This is a genomic window from Pedobacter sp. W3I1 (genome assembly GCF_030816015.1).
In the GTDB taxonomy this organism is placed as follows: Bacteria; Bacteroidota; Bacteroidia; order Sphingobacteriales; family Sphingobacteriaceae; genus Pedobacter.
In genome coordinates this window covers 3,748,570-3,767,462 of sequence record NZ_JAUSXN010000001.1, presented here as the reverse complement: position 1 = coordinate 3,767,462, position 18,893 = coordinate 3,748,570, and the positions used below count along the sequence as shown (strand labels likewise).

Sequence of the window (18,893 nt, the reverse complement as noted above, 5' to 3'; positions counted from 1 at the left end):
AAAATGAGCACCAATTGCAATAAAAATACTGCACCAAGAAACGGAACAAACCGTTTAAACCGCTTGCCAAAAGCCTTGGATGCATCTTTTGTTGCCATTGATGAAAGAAGTAAAGCAAGCCTTTATCAATTTTGCGATAGTTTGGCTGCTTACATTAACCATTACTATTTTGATGGAATAGAGAAAAAGACAGATTGGCAAAGTGTTTTTAATATCAATGAAATTAAAGAAGATGGAACATCGGAACCGCATTTAGCACTTTTCGATTCTTTTTTGGATTTATATGCCATTGCCCAAAAAGACCTCAACCAGTTTACAGGCAAACATTTAGATTATTTTTTTGAAACCGTTTTAGGTTTCGAAAAGAAGGCAGCCGAGCCCGATAAAGTATACTTGATTGTAGAATTGGCGAAACACATATCGCAATACATATTAAACGATAAAACGGAGTTTAAAGCAGGTAAAAACAGTAAAAAACAAGAACAGTTTTACAAGTTGTTGTCTTCTTTTAGCTTTAGTCATGCGCAGGTAGCCAGCATAAAATCTATATTAGTTGATCAAGACGAAAAAACTAAAATTTACGCCTCACCAATCGCTAATTCTGGTGATGGCAACGGAGGAGAGTTAGTCAACCAGGATGGCAGTTGGGATACTTTTGGTAATGAAAACCGATCTCCTGCCAATATCGGTTTTGCCATCAGCTCGCCTTTGTTTAGGATGGCTGAAGGAAAGCGAAAAATAACGCTTACATGTTCCTATCATGCGCCTTACCTGGCAGCGCCGGTAATTAAGCCCGAAAATTTTAAGGCCAGTATTACCGCAGAAAAAGGATGGACAGCAGTAGAAATTACGACTGTATCCTTCACGAGTACCAGTGTACTCAAAATTGTGCTCCTGGCCGATGAAAGCAAACCTAAATTCGTCGATTATAATCAAAAACTTCATGTAGAAGATTTCAGAACGGCTTTTCCGGTATTGAAGATAGAAATACTTTCTAGCCCAGATATTTATACCAGCCTAAACTTTGCCGCAATAGATAGCGTGGCCATTAAAACGGATGTACAGGGTGTAAAAAATCTTTTTGTACAGAATAGTTTAGGTAAACTCGATGCTGCTAAACCCATGGAAATTTTTGGACCGATTCCCAGTATTGGCGCTAATTTTTATATAGGCAGCAATGAGATTTTTCAGCATCAGTTGCAAACACTTACCTTAAACTTCGAGTTTTTAAATTTACCTGCGCTTTCTTTCGCTACGTATTACGATGCCTATACCATTTTGGCTAATGCCAGTAATGGCAGAGATCCGGATATTTATGTGAACAATTCGAGTTTTAAAGCCGAAGTGGCTTACCTTGCCCACCGCAACTGGATTAGTGCTTCTGTTAAGGAAGTAAATCTTTTTGGCGATTCGACTTCTGATGCAAATCCGCCTGAAGCACAATTTTCTGAAACCTTAAATATTCCTGGCAATTTCGACGCAGATTATAATACCAATGCCAGTGATGCTTACACATTAGATACTGAAAGAGGTTACCTGAAGCTCACATTTACTGAAGGAACTTTCGGTCAGTCAGATTATCAGCTGGCCTTTGGTAAAGCCGTTTTGGATAATGTGGCCACGCCTGCAAGCACTGTATTACCTAATCCGCCTTGTTTACCTGTAATCCAGAATTTAACGATCGATTATAGCTGCGCAGCCATCATAAATCTTTCGGTAGCTGGTGATGTTAAGTCAACTTACGATAACCGCATACACAGGTTCTATTTTATTGAGCCTTTCGGCCTTGCCGAAGCCCATCCGTTTACCCATGGTTCCGTAACATTGCTTCCTGTTAAACCAAATGAGGGTGAATTATACATCGGTTTAAGCGATGCAGTTGTACCGCAAAATTTAAGTTTATTGTTACAGGTTAGCGAGGGCAGTGCCGATCCTGATTTTGATAAAGCTACCGTAACATGGGCTTATCTTCAACATAATATTTGGAAAGAGTTTAAAAACATAGAGATTTTAAGGGAACAGACCAATGGATTGTTAACCACAGGCATCGTTACCTTAAACATTCCTAAAACTGTAAATGCCGATAATACATTATTGCCAACAGGCCTGCTCTGGCTAAGGGCTTCAGTAATAAGCAATGCAGCTGCGGTATGCGATATTATCTCCATTACAGCACAAGCCAGTGAGGCTCAGTTTGCTGTTTATGATGATGTTGTGCCCGAAAAAATAGCCATCGAAGCAGGAGTGATTGCCAAACTAAAAGATCCTGATAGTGCTGTTAAAAAGGTAGTTCAACCTTATGGTTCATTTGATGGAAAGGCAATAGAGAGCGGTAACGAATACTATTTAAGGGTTAGTGAAATTTTACGGCACAAAAGAAGATCCATCACTTTGTGGGATTACGAACGCCTTATTTTAGCCCAGTTTCCTAATGTTTATACTGCAAAATGCATTAATCATACTTTTTACAATGGAAATGTAAGCAGCTATAATTCTTTATCACCGGGCCAGGTAACCATTATTGCCATACCCGATATTTCGATCAGCAATGCACCAAATCCATTACAGCCAAAAGTCTCTAAAAATACATTAGAACAGATTAAAGCTTATGTGGCCAAAACCAATTCGGTATTTGCAAAGCTTAATGTTCAAAATCCAATATTTGAAGAAATCAAACTCCATTTTCACATCAAACTCCGTGATGGATACGAAGAAAATATTTATCTGCCCAAACTAAAAACCCAGATTAAATCGCTTTTAGCGCCTTGGACAAGCAATACGGCTACGCAGATGGAATTTGGGGGTAAAATAGAAAAATCGACCATTATCTATCAGCTCGAAAAGTTAGCATATGTAGATTATATCACCTGCTTTAAAATGTATCTGTTTAGGCCAGCGGGTTTAGAAGATATATCGACAAAAGATTTAGAAACAGCAGAAACGGCTACAGCGGCAAGTATTTTAACGGCCTATCCCGATCATAGCATCATCAATATTAATGATATACCAGGAATTAATAATCCGGATTGCGAATGTGCCGATTGCAATGACAATGCGATAACAGACAATAAATTTATTCCAATTAACGAATGCGGTTGTAATTAAATGAGCGATTTAAAAACCATATCGAAAAATAATCCGCAACAGGATAGCATGCAGTTTGATAAACTACGTGAAATTGGCATAAACCGCATTCAGGCCTTAAGTAAAAGCAATTGGAGCGATTATAACCTTCACGATCCGGGGGTAACAACGCTCGAAACGCTTTGTTATGCCATAACAGATTTAGGTTACCGTTTAACCTTTGATATGCAGGATTTACTGGCTAGTGATCCAAATTCTGCCGATGCCGATATCGATTTCCATAATTTTTTCACCGCAAGGCAGATATTGCATAACGCTCCCGTTACCATTAAAGATTTTAGAAAGCTCTTAATGGATGTAGCAGTACAAGTTGGAGCGGAAACTTTGGGTATAAAAAACGCCTGGGTAATTCCAGCTGATGATGCTGAAATGAAACTTTATGTAAATCAGTTACAACAGAAATTAGACTATTTCCCAACCGTTACTGATGGGACAGGTTTTTTTGTAAAAGGGCTTTATAACTTTCTAATTGAATTTGACCAGTCGATAACTTTCGGAGATTTAAATTCGAATTCTATTTCTGCAATATACATCATCAATAATTTTGCCCTTGATCCGTTGTTGGAAGGGGTAGAAATAAAGGTAGAAATTCATTTCCCTCGCTGGGACGATTTAAGTGTCGATTTTAACGATGATGATGCGATAATTGCTAAAATTAAAAGCCTGAAAATAGAAGTCGATGAACTGCCCGATGGTTATAAATTAATTGATAGCAACGACATAGACCATACCGTTACCCTTGCAGGTACCAAGACAATTGCCGAAGTACCTGTTGCCCTTGCAGGCCTCAATACCATTGATGTAGACTTAAATTATTTTATTTTTAATGCTCCCAATGGCTTATTACAAACCTATAAACGCAAAATAGCTGTAATAAAAAGTATTATAAAAAAAGCTGATGACAGGTTAAATGACAACCGGCCGCTTTGCGAAGACTACCTGAATACCAAAGCACTCAAAGTAGAAGAAATTGCCATTTGTGGCGATATCGAAATAGATCCGTTTGCCGATGCTGCAACCGTTGCCGCCGAAATTTATTTTCAAATTGCACAGTTTCTCTCGCCTGATGTATATTTCTACAGCTTGCCCGATATGAAAAACAAGGGAAAAGCAACAGAAGATATTTTTGATGGCCCGGCGCTGGAACATGGTTTTATAGACGACGATGAACTTAATGCATCTGAGCAAAAATGTACCATCCATGTTAGCGATCTGATCAGGATTATCATGGATGTTAAAATTGATGGCAAACAGGTTGTGCAATCGGTTAGCGGGTTGCAATTGGCAAATTTTCCAGAGGATAATGTGCTGAATATATCAAAGAAAAGCGTTAAATGGTGTCTTTCACTAGCAATTGATCAATTTTATGTACCCCGGTTATCCACTAATCTCTCTAATTTATCGTTTTACAAACACAACCTTCCGTTTTCATTTGATAAGGATGAAATGGAAGCAAAATATAAAGTACTTTTTGCCCAATCGAGGAAACGTTACCCTGAAAATCCAATTTTAGATAAGGCGTTACCCGTGGGCGATTGGAGAGAAATTACAGATTATACCTCGATACAGCAAGATTTTCCACTGGTTTATGGTGTAGGCTTCGAAGGGATCCCGAATTTACCAACTACAGATGACGAAAGAAATCTTCGGATAACCCAGGCCAAACAGTTTAAGGGTTTTCTATCCTTTTTCGATCAGCTGTTGTACGGTTATTTGCAACAGGTAAATGGCTTAAAAGCACTGTTTAGCTTAAATCAGGAACTGGATGAATTTGGTCAGCCTTTGTTGAACAAAACCTACTTCAGTGAACCCTTAAAAGCAACGGCAGGTAATGTAGACATTGTGCCCAATGCCACTGAACAAAAAATATTTATTGATGGTTATACAGAACATTTGCAGGGAATTACCGAAAGTAAAACCGATTTTGAAAAACGTAAAAACCGCTTTCTAGATCACTTATTGGCCCGCTTTTGCGAGCAGTTTAGCGATTATGCCTTAATTGCCTACACCATTGATGGGCAAAGGGCCGGGGCTGAGCTGATAAAAGATAAACTATCGTTTTTAAATGCTTACCCAGAAATTAGCAGTAACAGGGGCAAGGCATTTAATTACCGAAATGAACTTAGCTGGTTTTATAAAAATGTTTCGGGCTACGAAAAACGGGTAAGTTTACTGTTAGGGATAGATGCCAAAAGGGTTGAAGATTTACATTTCTCTAAAGCGTTTCGCATCTTACCCGTATCCACAAGCTGGAATATCGAAACCAAGGTACTAACAAAAGTTCTTTTTGAGGGGGCTGGCAGTTCTATAAATGTATTAGCTGCTAAATCTGCGATGGAAGAATTGATCAGTGCTGCGGTACATATCAATAACTACAAAGTTGTGGCAGGTAGTGTGGCTGGTAAATTTCAGGTTTTGCTTTTGGCCGATTTAATCAACGAAAGGGTCATTGCTAAAAGCAAAAATACGACCCTAACCTTATCTACCGCCAATACATTAATTAATAGTCATATTGATTTATGTATCAAAGAGTTATGTGATCAGGTTTTGTCGAGTCGTAAAAATTTAACACCACCAATTTTAAATTACTTCGAAGTGCTTTCTCATACCGTTAACAACACAACAACACCGTATCTCCATAAAATAACATACCAATTATTTGATAAACCTGTTGAAGATACAAATAGAAAAGTAATACTAACAGGCGAAATTGAAGGACCAGAAGTTAAGGGAATTGATGCGGCTGAAACGCTGACGGATACCGAGATCAGCTTGATCTGGAAATTAATCAGATTTGCTGCCGATGAAGATTATTACCGTTGCGAACCGCAAAATGTAACCGTTTACAGTCCCCATTACCATTTCGAAATATTCGATATTTATGATAATATAATTGGAAAGGACAAAGGGAAAAATTATAATTATTCACTGGCTGAAATCATTGAAGACAGTTCGGCTTCGCCAGCAATCAAGATAGTTGATTCGCTATCTAACAATGGCACCTATACCGTAAACAATACCGTAGCATTGGGGCCAAATATCAAGATAGAAATTAATGAAACACTCCCTAATAACTATCCCGATGGGAAATTAAGTTTTACAGAAACGTTTAATGCTTACCTATACGAAAATGGCCGTAAACTTACCATAACAGGAATCGATTTAACCGATAGATTGCGTATTGGCGATACCATGAGCTTAATTAAGCTTTCAGCAGTTTTGATCGATTTCCAGATACTGAACATCAGTTTTGCGGATAATAAAACAACCATTATTTCGGATACCCTACTCGATTTTATGGTTGCGCCCAAAGTTACCTATACCAAGTTATTTGCAATTAAAAACGTTACACCAAAAACAATCGTAATCAGGGCTGGGATGGAAAAATTGGCCATTTCGGATATGGTTGCTTTTTTTAACAAGACATTTATTGATAGAGAAGGCATCCACCTGATTGAACATATCCTGTTAAGGCCAAAAAAACGCGATTTTGATAAACTATTAAACATTCATACCGATGTAGATTGTGTACAGTGCAAAATTGCCGATACCTACAGTTTTGTAATGACAGCTGTTTTGCCTTATTGGCCAGACCGTTTCAGGGATCGAAATTTCAGAACTTTTATAGAGAAAACATTGCGGGAAGAATGTCCTGCGCATGTTGTACTCAATGTGTGTTGGATAAATCCTTTGCAAATGGGTCAGTTCGAAAAAGCGTATAAAAATTGGCTCATTCAAATCAATACCGCAAGTGCTGGCGATGCCGAAAGAGTTAAGGCACTTAAAAATTTTATAGAAATAATACAGGATTTAAGGAGTGTTTATCCATCAGGAAAGCTGCATAGCTGCAACGAGAACGAGGTGCAGAAAAATCCACTCATTCTAAATCAAACTAACATTGGCATTTTTTAATTAATCTAGCTATGGAACTCATTAATAAAACAACGGTTTTTGAAGAAAACCAGGTACTTACGGCAGCTCAGCTTAATACCATGCAACAGTTCTTGTTTCAGGAAAGCAGATTAACCAGAACTAGATTAATTGGAAGAGGGATTGTTTGTGGCCTGCATGCAACTTTTGGTGTGAATACCGTTCATGTCTCAAAAGGGGTAGGCGTTACCTCCTGGGGCTTTTTAATTTCGCTTGGCGAATGCGATTTAACACATTTTAAATCATATACCCCGCCAGATGGATTAGATTATAAATATTTTAATAATGCTCCGCTTTTAGAATTGGTTACTACCGAAAATGCCGCTGCGGTGGCGGCCACACCAATTAATGCCTCGTTAATTTTAAGCGAATATATAGTTGTACTGTTTCTGGAATCGGCAGCAAGGGATCTTAAAAGTTGTCTGGGAAAAAGCTGCGATGATTTGGGTAAAGAAAATACCTTTACCGTTCGTAAATTATTAATTAAGCTAACAGACCTCATTAACATTAATGCCTTTAATAAAAATAAAGGTGGGGCGATGTACCCGGCACTCTATAATTTAGAAACAATCGAATATCCAAGGGCATTAATCACGTCTATTGCAGCAGCCAATTACCCTGCTTTAATCAATACCTATTTAAGCCCTGTTGCGGCCATATTAGAAAAATTGACCAAACAGTTAGGCATAATTTATAATGAATTGCCTGCATTGGTACGTCATTTTCCAGGCGTAGATTTCGATAATATCCGGTCGATGTGGGAGGGGAAATTAATAGATCTCTCCGCTCAGTATTTAAGCGGGAAAGCTTACGGATTTCAATATGTTTACGATGCCTTTGAGGATATTATAAAGTCGTATGAAGAATTACGTTGCATAGCCATGCATTTGCACAGCGTTTGTTTACCCGATGAAGATGCCTTTCCGATGCATTTGATGTTGGGTACTCAGGCTTGTCCTCCGTCCGTTTACCGTCAGGAATTTGAATATTCACCATTATTTAATGAGTATAAAGACTGGAGCAAAAAACTGATTTCAGTTTTTGGAAGAACCTTAACCATGTTAAATGGTTATTACGATACTTTAACTGAAAAGGGCGAAAGAGGACTTTTGGCTACGCCAAGTAAAGAAAAATGGCAAAACATTGGTAAGCGGGCATTTCCAATCTATTTCGATCCCAATATCGATGAATTTGAAAAGTACTGGAATGAATCTTTATGTCGTGGCTGCGATAATGGCAAACCCTTAAGTTATCACTATCAAATGCCGGCAAACCTGCAGCAGTACGGAATGAGCAAATTAGAAGCACCATTGCTGTATAATTTAAGTGATACCAGCTTTTTTAGAATGGAGGGCCATTTGGCTATGCCAGAAAATGCAGCCGTTTCGCAGTATAAAAAATTGCAGCGCCGGTTTAATCTGCCATTTAAGGTCCGGTCTATTTTTATGGGCGAGGGTGGAACCGTGAAAACGGTATGTCGTTATCCCGATCTCGATTCTCAATATCTGGTATGGCGGAACGTAATGTTGTATTATCTCAATAACCTGATCAAATACAGCACCCTGGCCGAAAAAATGATCGCCCGCTTTGATGATGTAAAAAATGCAGCAAAAGATGCCGTAAGCGGTGTAAATGTTAAAAAGGAAGCTACAGCCCGTCCAAATGCAGCAGGAAAGGAAACTTTTGATGATTCAGGAGTTAACACGGAGAAAAAATCTACGTTCAGTAATATCAATACTGCATTTATTAGGGCTGGGATGGTTAACGAACGCATCAACCAGACCAATTATGCCAAAATAAACAATAGTAAAGGCAGACTGGAAGAAACACCCGACGACCTGCAGCGTGACGCATTGCACCTGGTAGCCCGCTTTAATGATAACATTGAGGAGTTAATTGCTACGCTTACTTTAGAATTTTCTGATTTTGATGAAAACCGCTTTAAGTCGGTATATACAGATTTAATTGTAACCTATGTAAGTGGGATGAAGCTGATGGTCAAAATCATCAATAAAGATGGCAATATAGAGCTAATGGCTTACCTCATGGCAGCCACTTTGTTACACAGGGCTTTAAATGTATTAATGATCAGGCCTTATATCAATATTGGTACACTAACCGATATTAGGTCGCAAAGGAATAAAAGTTTGGCTACCAATATTTCGTTTTATGATTATATCCGAAGAGCTGGCGCTGCAGAGCATTTAGCTGGCGTAAATAAAGGTAATACCCTTTTGCTATTATACCATACAGGTAAAGAGATTGAATACCAAACCATTGGAAAAGCACCTGAAGCAGTACCAGTTACTCATAAAGAAACAGAATTGGCAGAGCTTGTAACAGCTGAAAAGGCAATTAAAGCCAATTACGAAACAAAGTCTTCTGAAATAAGGACACGTATAAATGAGCATGAAGATGAACTGGCTCAAACTGAACTCCAGTTAAAAAAGACTTTAGAAAGTAGAACCGCAGAAATAAATAAACGTAAGGCATTAACAGCCGACGAAATCAAGAAAGAAGAATCTGTAATTAAAACTGAGCTTGAAACAAAAAGAAGAGCGCTCAAATCAACAGAAGGAGATGCGGTTAAAACAGAGGAGCTTGAGAAAGAATATAAGGAAAGAATAGTTTTCTTGAGAAAAAATACAGAGCCTCATAAAACAAAAGAAATAAACGAACTGAGCAAGAAAATAAAATCAGAATTGGCAGAAAAACAGAAAGCCGGCGCTGAAGAAATAGAAAAAGCCAGAAAAGAAGAAACTGAGGCGCAAAAAGAGTACGAAATGCATTTGGCTGCGCTTAACGAAAGGCGTAAAGCGATAGAAAAAGGAACAAAAAAGAAGGAGTTAGAAGAAATCGTAGTAATAGGTACAAAGAAAAACAGAGGGAAATACCTAAGCGGATTTGAAGCAAAGTTTAATGAACATTATAATAAACTGGTTGAAGAAATTGGTAATCAAGGTTTAGAGAATATCGCTTCGAACGTAATTGCCGATTTTACCCTTTACGAAGACGACAGCTGCTGCGAATGCGATGCGAAGGATTACCGCAATAAAGAACTTACCCCATTAGCGGAGCCTATTTCGCGTTTTGTGGTGTATAATCAAAGTAGGATAAACACTGCCAAAATACAAGTGCTCAATAATTTATATCACCCGGGTGATTACAAGGTTATTGTTAAAAGTGATCCGGGTTTAGGCACGGTAACTTTCGAAGAAGAAATTTATGAGCCTAAACCAAATCTGAAAAAACAGATTTTGGTGTATAGCCTTGATCCGAAAAAGGTAGCCGAAAATAGCAGGGCAAGGAGATCGATTATTGCCGTTGATGAACTTGAATATGCAATCGTTGAAAGTGAAACCGGCCAGGAAGTTGGTGCAGCAAAAATAACTTTCTTTATTGGTGTGGGCCGGATTGGTCAGGATACATTCGAACTAAGCGGAAATGTAGCTTATGCCAAGCAATTTAAGATTATAATAACAGATGCTGCTGGTGCATCGATACAGGAAGATGAGTTTACTGGGAACAAATACAGCTTTACCCTAAATCCAGGCAAATACCATGTTGTAATGGAAGGAATTGTCCCTCACGGAAGACAAGAAAGAGATACCGAAATTGTTAACGAAGATGTTGTTGAAAATTTTGATTTAGGAAAAAAATAGCGTCATGAACAAACACCTCATCCAATCGCAAAAAATGTTGCTCACTGTTGATTGTCAACAGGACTGGGAAAAGGTGCAGGCAGAAATCAGCCATTTTTGTAAAACCAGGTTGCCAGAAATCTTCAATACCATTTTCGATGAATTTGCCTTAAATAATACCATTCGCATCGATAAATTGGATATCGACTTGGGTAGTTTATCTTTAGATAAGTTGATTCAAAATATTGAAGAACAAATTGTTGTTCAGATATATGGCTATTTTAGAAATCATAATTTCAATAAACTACATGCTGGTACTGTTTTGGATAAAGCGCTGGATGTGTTTCTCGAAAATCTGAAATTTCATCAAGAAACACTTTTAAAACACAAATCAGGTTTATCAGGCAATAGTAGAGCTGTTGTTAATGATTATGAATCGCTGGCCTTTTATTGCCAAACTGGTTTAAAGCCTTGGTGGATGCCTGCTGAAATTGTTTTTAAACCTGCTAAAATTTTATTAAAGCTTTTTAACACCGAGCGAAATCTTTTTTACCAATTTATTGTAGCATTAAAGCACAATTTCAGTAGTTATAACAGATTAATGCAGCTCATTAGCAAGCAGTTGTTTTTTTATCATTACCTTCAATTTAAAACTGATATTATTCTTTTAAAATATTTTGAACCAAATATTAAGCCTGATTTATTTAATGTTATACTTGAACATTGGCTTGAAGGTTTAAAACAGGATGAGCACATACAAAATACAGATGATTTTGGACTTTGGCTTTTCTCGCTCGTGCAGCATAATCCATCGTTAAAAGTGGCTTTAGTTGATTGCATTGAGTTAAGTATTGTTACCGTTCAGCTCAAAAAAGAAAAATTGGTGCTTCAACGTTTTAACAAATTACTAGCAGCAATTATAAGTAGTAAAGCAGTGCCCCGGCCCAAATTAATTGCAGCGTACGAGACAAAGAAAATGGTCCAGTTAAAACAAAGTAAAGTGCAGGATGATACATCTATTCTGATTGAAAATGCAGGCCTGATTATTTTGTATCCATATTTTAAAAACTTATTTAATGTTTTGCATTTACTAAACGGTAATCAGTTTATTGATGAAATGTGCAGGCATAAGGCAATAGTGTATTTGCATTATTTAGTTTATAACGAAATGCCTGAAGATGAAAGCAGGTTAATTTTTAATAAGATATTATGCGGCGCAGACCCTGAAGCTGTAATCGAGCTCAATGAGATCACCTTTACCGAAGAAGAATTAAAGCAGAGTGCAGAATTAAAAGCAACAGTGATCCAGCATTGGACAAAATTAGGCTCCACTTCGATAGAAGGTTTGACACAAACATTTTTAATACGGAATGGAAGTTTAATTTTTCGCGATAACAATTATAATTTACATGTAGAAAGAAAAGGATTTGACGTTTTGTTAGACACTTTACCCTGGTCATTATCCATAATACGCTTGCCATGGAACAATTATTTGATAAATCTGAACTGGTAAACACCACGCTATTGCAGGGAAATGCTGATGCACTTTTGGCCGAGTTAAACTGGTTCGAAAAAGTGTTGCAATTGCGCAGTGCAATAAATGCGGGTAGTGTAGCTGCAGGTAGCAGTATTTTTAATGTACAGGCACCAGATTTAAGTGGCTTTGATTCTACTTATGCCAGGTTTTTAACCCAGCACCAACTTAAGTTTGCTGATCGGTTTTTACTCTTTTTGGCAATGGTGAGTCAGATAAAACCCCAATGTTTAGATATATTTTTGGTTACTAACCCGCAAACAGGACAGATATTTACCGAATTTGGAGGTAAAAAAGGAAATGTATTCAGTGGCTTTTTACCTACGGCAGAAACATTCTTATTTTTGCTGGCATCTGATAATTTAATGTTGCGCTTTGATTTACTAAAGCTTTTTGATGCCAAAAATCCATTATTCGCCTTAAATGTTTTAGAGTACGAACCACTTCCGCCAGGCGAACCCATTTCGAGTATCCCTTTACATATTAATAAAAATTGGTTCGAAGAGTTTACCACTGGCGAAAGGAGTAAACCCCGCTTTTCAGCCGATTTTCCAGCTCATTTGATCGAAACCAATATGGAATATAGTGATTTGGTTTTGCCTGAGCATACAATTGAACATTTAGAATTATTAAACTCCTGGTTAACGCATAACGGTACCATGATGAATGATCTGGGTTTGAAACATAAATTAAAGCCAGGTTTTAGAACACTTTTTTACGGACAGGCTGGAACAGGAAAATCCTTAGCCGCCGCCGTTTTGGGTAAAAAACATCATTTACCCGTATACCGTATCGATTTAAGTAGAGTAGTTAGTAAATACATTGGTGAAACGGGCAAAAATTTGGCAAAGGTTTTTGATGCTGCCGAAAATCAGGGATGGATACTGTTTTTTGATGAAGCAGATGCCCTTTTTGGAAAACGTACAAATGTAAGTGATGCCAGAGATAAGTATGCCAATCAGGAAACAAGCTATTTGTTGCAACGGATTGAAGATCATAATGGTTTGGTAATATTGGCCAGTAATTTCAAGCAGAATATTGATCAGGCATTTTTACGCCGCTTTCAATCTGTTATCGAATTTCCCATGCCTCAGCTGAGTCAGCGTGTTATGCTTTGGGAGCAGGGTTTTTCTCCATTTACCAAGCTGGAGGAAAAGGTAAATTTAAATGAGATTGCCCAAAAATTCGAGCTTACAGGCGGCGTAATCATTAATGTGGTGCAATATGCAACCATGCAGATGCTTAAAGATGGAGGCAAAGAAATCAGGCAAAAAGATATTATTGAAGGTATTAAACGTGAATTAAAAAAATCAGGACGAACATTGTAGCAATGAGCACCGCATTGGCATATGGTAATTCAAAAGCTAAGTCTGTTACGCATAGCAGGCCTGGAACGGGTTGTGTTCAGGCTAAACTAAAAGTAGGCGCCGTAAACGATCCGCAAGAGAAAGAGGCCGACCAAGTAGCCGAACGGGTGATGCGAATGCCATCTAATACAGGTTTTGCGATGTCGGGTGTTGGTAAGGCCACCTCTGGAATGAGTGTGCAGCGTAAATGTTCAAGCTGCGAACAGGAGAAAAAAGTATCGCGTAAAGAAAGAGCAGTAATGAGAACTCTTGCCAGGCCTTCAATACAACGCAAGTGTGCCAGTTGCGAAAATGAAAAGAAAATATCGAGAAAGGAAAAGCCTAAAGCAATAGCGCCACCTAAGTTGCAACGTAAATGTGCCAGTTGTGAACATGAAGAGAAAGCATTGCGTAAAGAACAAGAGATTGATGAACCTAAATTGCAGCGTAAATGCGCCAGTTGTGAAAATGAAGAAAAACTATCCCGAAAAGCTGAAGAACTAAAAGAAATAGATCAGCCGACGGTATTGCAGGCCAAATCAGAATCAGCATCCGCTGCTGGAGGTAATGCGCCATCGAGTGTACAATCTGGTGTTGCTGCTACAAGGGGCGGTGGAACTACTTTACCTGGGCATGTCAGTCGCGATTTGGGCGGTAAGATGGGCGGCGATTTTTCGGGAGTAAGGATTCATGATACTTCGCACGCAGCTAAAATGAACGATAGCATTAATGCCAGGGCATTTACGGTTGGCAATAATATTTATTTCAATAAAGGAGAGTATAACCCAAACTCGCAGAACGGAAAGTTTTTGCTGGCACATGAGTTAACCCACACCATGCAGCAAGGAGCATCACCAGAAATACAGAGATATAGCTGGGATGAATTTACAGGAGATGTGGCGGGTGGTGTTGATGCCGTTGGTGAAGGATTGAGCGATGCAGCTGGTGCCGTTGGAGATGCTGCAAGTGCTGTGGGTGGAGCTGTATCTGATGCGGCTGGTGCAGTTTACGATGCGGGTGTAGATGCAGTAGATTGGCTCGCAACCCAAGCGGGACAAGCCGCTCAGGCATTAGCCGATGCTTTTGGTGTAGATGTAAGAATAACCACCAGCGGTTTGGAAATTGATATTCCTGGTGGTTGTCCATTGGATGCCCATAGTCAGCAGTTTACGCTGGATGCTATGGAAAAGGAGTTAATGATCCCGATTTTTGCTGTGCCAATAGCCCCCGATGTATTAATTTCAGGCGAAATCGGTATTACGGGGAGTATTACACCGGAAGTTCAGGTACAGATAGGGCCAATTTGTTTTGATCCGACACATATTTTAATCAATCCTTTAACCAGTAACTACAGCATCAGCGGTGGTATTAGCATTACCAGTGCTTTATCATTAGGTGCAGAGTTACGTGGAGGAATAAAAGGTGAACTTAGTTTAAGTGGCATTATACCTGTTGGACCAGTACCTGTGCCGGTAAGTATTCCGCTCTTAAGTGCCGAAGGTGGCCCAGCTGTATTTGCCAGGGCTATTGGCATGCAAACCACACATATTGGTGGCTCATTATCGTATGGCGGTGGTACCATTACTGCCAGTCCTGACGTTGACTTGGACATGGGAATTGCTGCCGATCTATTTGCTGGAGCTTATGCTCAGCTAAGCGTGCTTGGTTTTAATCTCTGCCGGATTTATTGGCAACCGTACGAATGGCATGGTGATGCAGCAGCGTCACTTGGTTTATCGGGCAGCATTAGTGGTGTACCTGGTGTTGGTGTTACGGGTGTAAGTGTAGCAACACCTACTGTAACAGGTATTCCTTTCGATAATATAGGATTGGCTATTGATCGAAGTCAAGGTTTTACAGATGACTGTCCATTAATTTCTGGACTATGCGGTATTTTAAGAGCCCTCAATTACCTGCCATCACAAAATGGAGGTAGCTGGGATTGGAGCGCGACAGGTGCTCCTGGAAGTGGCTCATATGGTCCAGGTCCTCCGTTAGACGGACCTTTAGAAGCTTATGAAAGAGAACCACTTCTGGCCAGCGGATCAGAATGTAGAGGCGCTTGCGGACCTAATTGCAATACATGCCAACATGAGGCCATACATTATGAAATTGATCCTGCTACTGGTATATTGTGGGAATATACTAAGTTCGAAAATTGCCACACCCATGATGGCTGTAGAGAACATGATGCAGGATTTGATTGGGCAGCTGATGTTAAGGGCGAAACTGGTGCCTGGGCGATGATTTTACCTTGGCATATGGCAGCAAATATAGAATGTGCGTGCAATAACCTGGCGGGAAATTGCCCAGCTTGGGCTTTTGGCTTACCGCCTTACGATCCTCGCTCAATGTATTTTGCAAAAACAGCCGTAGCTATTGGTTCTGCAACACCAATAACACCGCATGTTCCACCAGGTGGTGGCGGGCCAAATAATGAAGTTGGACCAGATTTTTATCATTATAGCATTGCGCCACCATCGGGAGATTTTGCTGCAGGTGGAGAAAGATGGACAGACTATAAGACAGATTGTAGGGCAGAAGCCCAAGCTGCAACAGGTGTTCCTGATGATTTACAATATATTTCTACCCTACCAGATGCCGTGGCAAACACCTATATCGATAAAAGCAATTCTGCATTAAGACCAAGAATGTCGGTAGTTCATGGCATCATATATCCTTATTATCACTATCGAAACCATACAGTAATTCCGGCAGGCATGTACACAACGGTCGCTTTAACCGTATTTTCTCCAAACTGCGAATCACCATTAGGATTTAACGATGATACCTGGTACGATAGAACTGAGCCTTTTGATGATGTAAATAACCAGCACCATTTAATTTTTATAAGAGGTACCGAAGGGAATCGGATAGAAATGATGGCCAGTGAGCCAATTACTATCGAGAAATTTTTACAGGATATTATTAATACAACTTCTGATACAGATCCAAAACATGTTCAGGCTGTTGCCGCGCAAAATTTATATCGCACAGGCGTAGCACCAAATCTGCAAAAATTAAATACCATTAAAGTTGATGACAATACCGGTAGAGCAATAGATCCAAGTAAACAAGCAGATTTAGAAAAATATGCCAGTGATTTTTGGACAAATTCTATCGCTTTAACTACTATTTTAAGGTCGTTAATAGGAAGAGAAAATTTATCAGATGCCAGAGATCGTTATGCCTTAGAAGGTTTGGCTGGTACCTATGGAAGTGTACCAATACCAAAAGGAGATCAAATGACGGGCGATCACCAACCTCAGGCGGCCGCACTCATTTATTCGGCGGCTCAACCTTATTTCCCGCCAAGCAATCCGATAAAAGATATTTTGGATGGCAGCCATGCGCCTTCGGCTTATGTAATTAATCTGCACAAATACAGGCACGAAGCAGGTAGAACTTTTGGACATAAAAGTAATCCGATTTTAAAGGCCTTCACGGCTGCGGTTGATGCCATCAGGCATGATAAAACTAAAACGCCTAAAGAAAAAAGGTCGGATAATGTAGATCTATTGAAAAAAGAATTGGGTGCAGATGTTCAGGCGATGAGGGGAGTTATTAGTCAGGCAGAAACACACGACAACTGGAAAGATTTAGGAGAAGTGGGCTTTACGGGTACCGATAAAACCGATTTATACAATGAATTAAAAACGCGTATTTCACAAGGAGAACAAGCCATGTTAGCGCAAAATTTAGATCGATATAAAAAATAAATATGGAAAGTCTCGTAAGTAAATTTCAAGCTTTTTTGGATAATCAACCTGGCTTTGTTGTTGATTTAGAGCGTGCTGATAATAGTGTATTAACTAAATTAATTGCTAATTATAATGCGAGTGATTTGGAGGTTTTCGCAGAATCAAATAATGGTTCTGTCTGGGCAATCTGGAAGCATGAAAATGCCTTTCCCGTTGTACTAATAAGTTCTGAAGGTATTCCTTTTGATATTGCAGCCGAAAATTTTGAAACTTTTTTAGCTTTGTTATACTATGGTACAGGTTTAATGTACCAATGCTTAACTTTTCTGGATTTTGCAAAACGAATGGGCCAAACAGAAAAGCAGGCATTAAAACGTTTTGATAAAAATTATCTCGAAAAGGAGTTACAAAGATTTCATGCAGACTATCCGGATTATAGTGCGTTGTATAATTTTATTGATGAACAAGGTGTTGATAAAATGGAAAATCCGATACAAAGTTTTTTAGCTACTTCTAAATTAAGAAAAGCTTTTAGCGAGTGGAAAGAAACCTTTCAGTAGCTAAATAATTAATTTAAAAATTCCTTCTTTACCCATTTATTATCACTACTTATTTTACACCAGCCATTACTTTCTTCAACAATAAAAACCTCCTGATTTTTTGTAAGTGCCGAAACTTTTGGAAAGTTTGTACCAGGTCCGCTTCTTACATTTAGGGTAGTGGCATTTACAGTTGCCCTGGTTACATCTTTGGTGAAACTTCCATTTACCCAGTTTTGTTGCGATGCTGATATTTTATACCAGCCGTTTTTCTCTTCATATACCCGGAGAATAGCTCCTAAGGTTGCTGGCTCAGCTCCGGTAACTTTTTTACTTTGGGCATTTGCATCTTCTCTAATGTTTAAGCTATCTGCCGTAACAGCTGCATATTTTATAATATTCTGTGCGGGTTGTGGAGCGGCTCCATTTAAAGCCGCACTTACCAGTGGCAAGAAATTTTGATTGCAGTTTTCAACTTTGTTACCGCCAAAAAAATTAGTACCCGGACAGCTTTTATTATTGCCCGTTCCATTGTTTCTTACCCCGGTGGTTAAATTAAACCAATGGTGATATACCACCTTATTGCTGTTAACAGCGATACCGAATTTTTTACACAAAGCTGCCGTTATCCTTACGATCGTATTTTTGTGTTCAGCAGTCATTGAATCTTTTCCTGTATCGAAATCACCAAGATTTTCAATACAAATGGCATTCGTATTAAAGCCCAAAATACAGGCGGGCGTACTTTCAAGGCTTCTACCCGTTAAAATTGTACCATCAGGAAAAGTAGTAAAATGTTGACCGATATCCATCCAGCCATTATGACTAACATGGTAACTTTTCATTCCTTGTTGTAAATCAAAATGGTTATTACCCTTAAAATTGATGTAACTGGGACTCCAGGTATGATGTTCCTGAATGTGTAAGATGGTTCGGGCCACTCTTAAATTTGAAATCCACGTTTCAAATTCACTAATATCCATTTTGGTAAAACCGAATTTACTAGTCATAACAAGATTGGTTTAAGGTAAAACTTAACTGTTATAAGGATGAAATTT

The 18,893-nt window shown here is 38.9% G+C and carries 8 protein-coding genes; 7 read left to right on the top strand and 1 reads right to left on the bottom strand.

From position 1 onward, the window contains the following. Positions 1 to 3: 3 nt before the first annotated feature. The 7 genes from QF042_RS15550 to QF042_RS15520 are packed head-to-tail and all read left to right on the top strand — an operon-like array spanning position 4 to position 17,856. Positions 4 to 3,105, top strand: a complete 3,102-nt coding sequence (locus tag QF042_RS15550; RefSeq protein ID WP_307529958.1) for a baseplate J/gp47 family protein — start codon at positions 4 to 6, stop codon at positions 3,103 to 3,105. Next, on the top strand, positions 3,106 to 7,056 hold the full coding sequence (locus QF042_RS15545; RefSeq protein WP_307529956.1) for a hypothetical protein: 3,951 nt from the start codon (positions 3,106 to 3,108) through the stop codon (positions 7,054 to 7,056). It begins immediately after the preceding gene. Positions 7,057 to 7,067: 11 nt separating this feature from the next. Next, positions 7,068 to 10,736, top strand: coding sequence for a hypothetical protein (locus tag QF042_RS15540; protein WP_307529954.1), 3,669 nt, complete (start codon positions 7,068 to 7,070; stop codon positions 10,734 to 10,736). Between the two features lie 4 nt (positions 10,737 to 10,740). Next, entirely contained in the window at positions 10,741 to 12,228 is a 1,488-nt protein-coding gene (locus QF042_RS15535) for a contractile injection system tape measure protein (protein ID WP_307529952.1), read from the top strand. Beyond that, complete coding sequence (locus tag QF042_RS15530; RefSeq protein ID WP_307529950.1) at positions 12,195 to 13,577, top strand: ATP-binding protein; 1,383 nt, start codon at positions 12,195 to 12,197, stop codon at positions 13,575 to 13,577. Before QF042_RS15535 ends, QF042_RS15530 begins: the two co-directional genes overlap by 34 nt. 2 nt (positions 13,578 to 13,579) lie before the next feature. Then, complete coding sequence (locus QF042_RS15525) at positions 13,580 to 17,314, top strand: DUF4157 domain-containing protein (protein ID WP_307529948.1); 3,735 nt, start codon at positions 13,580 to 13,582, stop codon at positions 17,312 to 17,314. 35 nt (positions 17,315 to 17,349) lie between these two features. Further along, complete coding sequence (locus QF042_RS15520) at positions 17,350 to 17,856, top strand: hypothetical protein (protein ID WP_307529947.1); 507 nt, start codon at positions 17,350 to 17,352, stop codon at positions 17,854 to 17,856. Positions 17,857 to 17,864: 8 nt separating this feature from the next. Here the strand turns inward: QF042_RS15520 and QF042_RS15515 are convergent, their stop codons facing one another. After that, positions 17,865 to 18,845, bottom strand: a complete 981-nt coding sequence (locus QF042_RS15515) for an SH3 domain-containing protein (RefSeq protein WP_307529944.1) — start codon at positions 18,843 to 18,845, stop codon at positions 17,865 to 17,867. Positions 18,846 to 18,893: the final 48 nt, after the last annotated feature.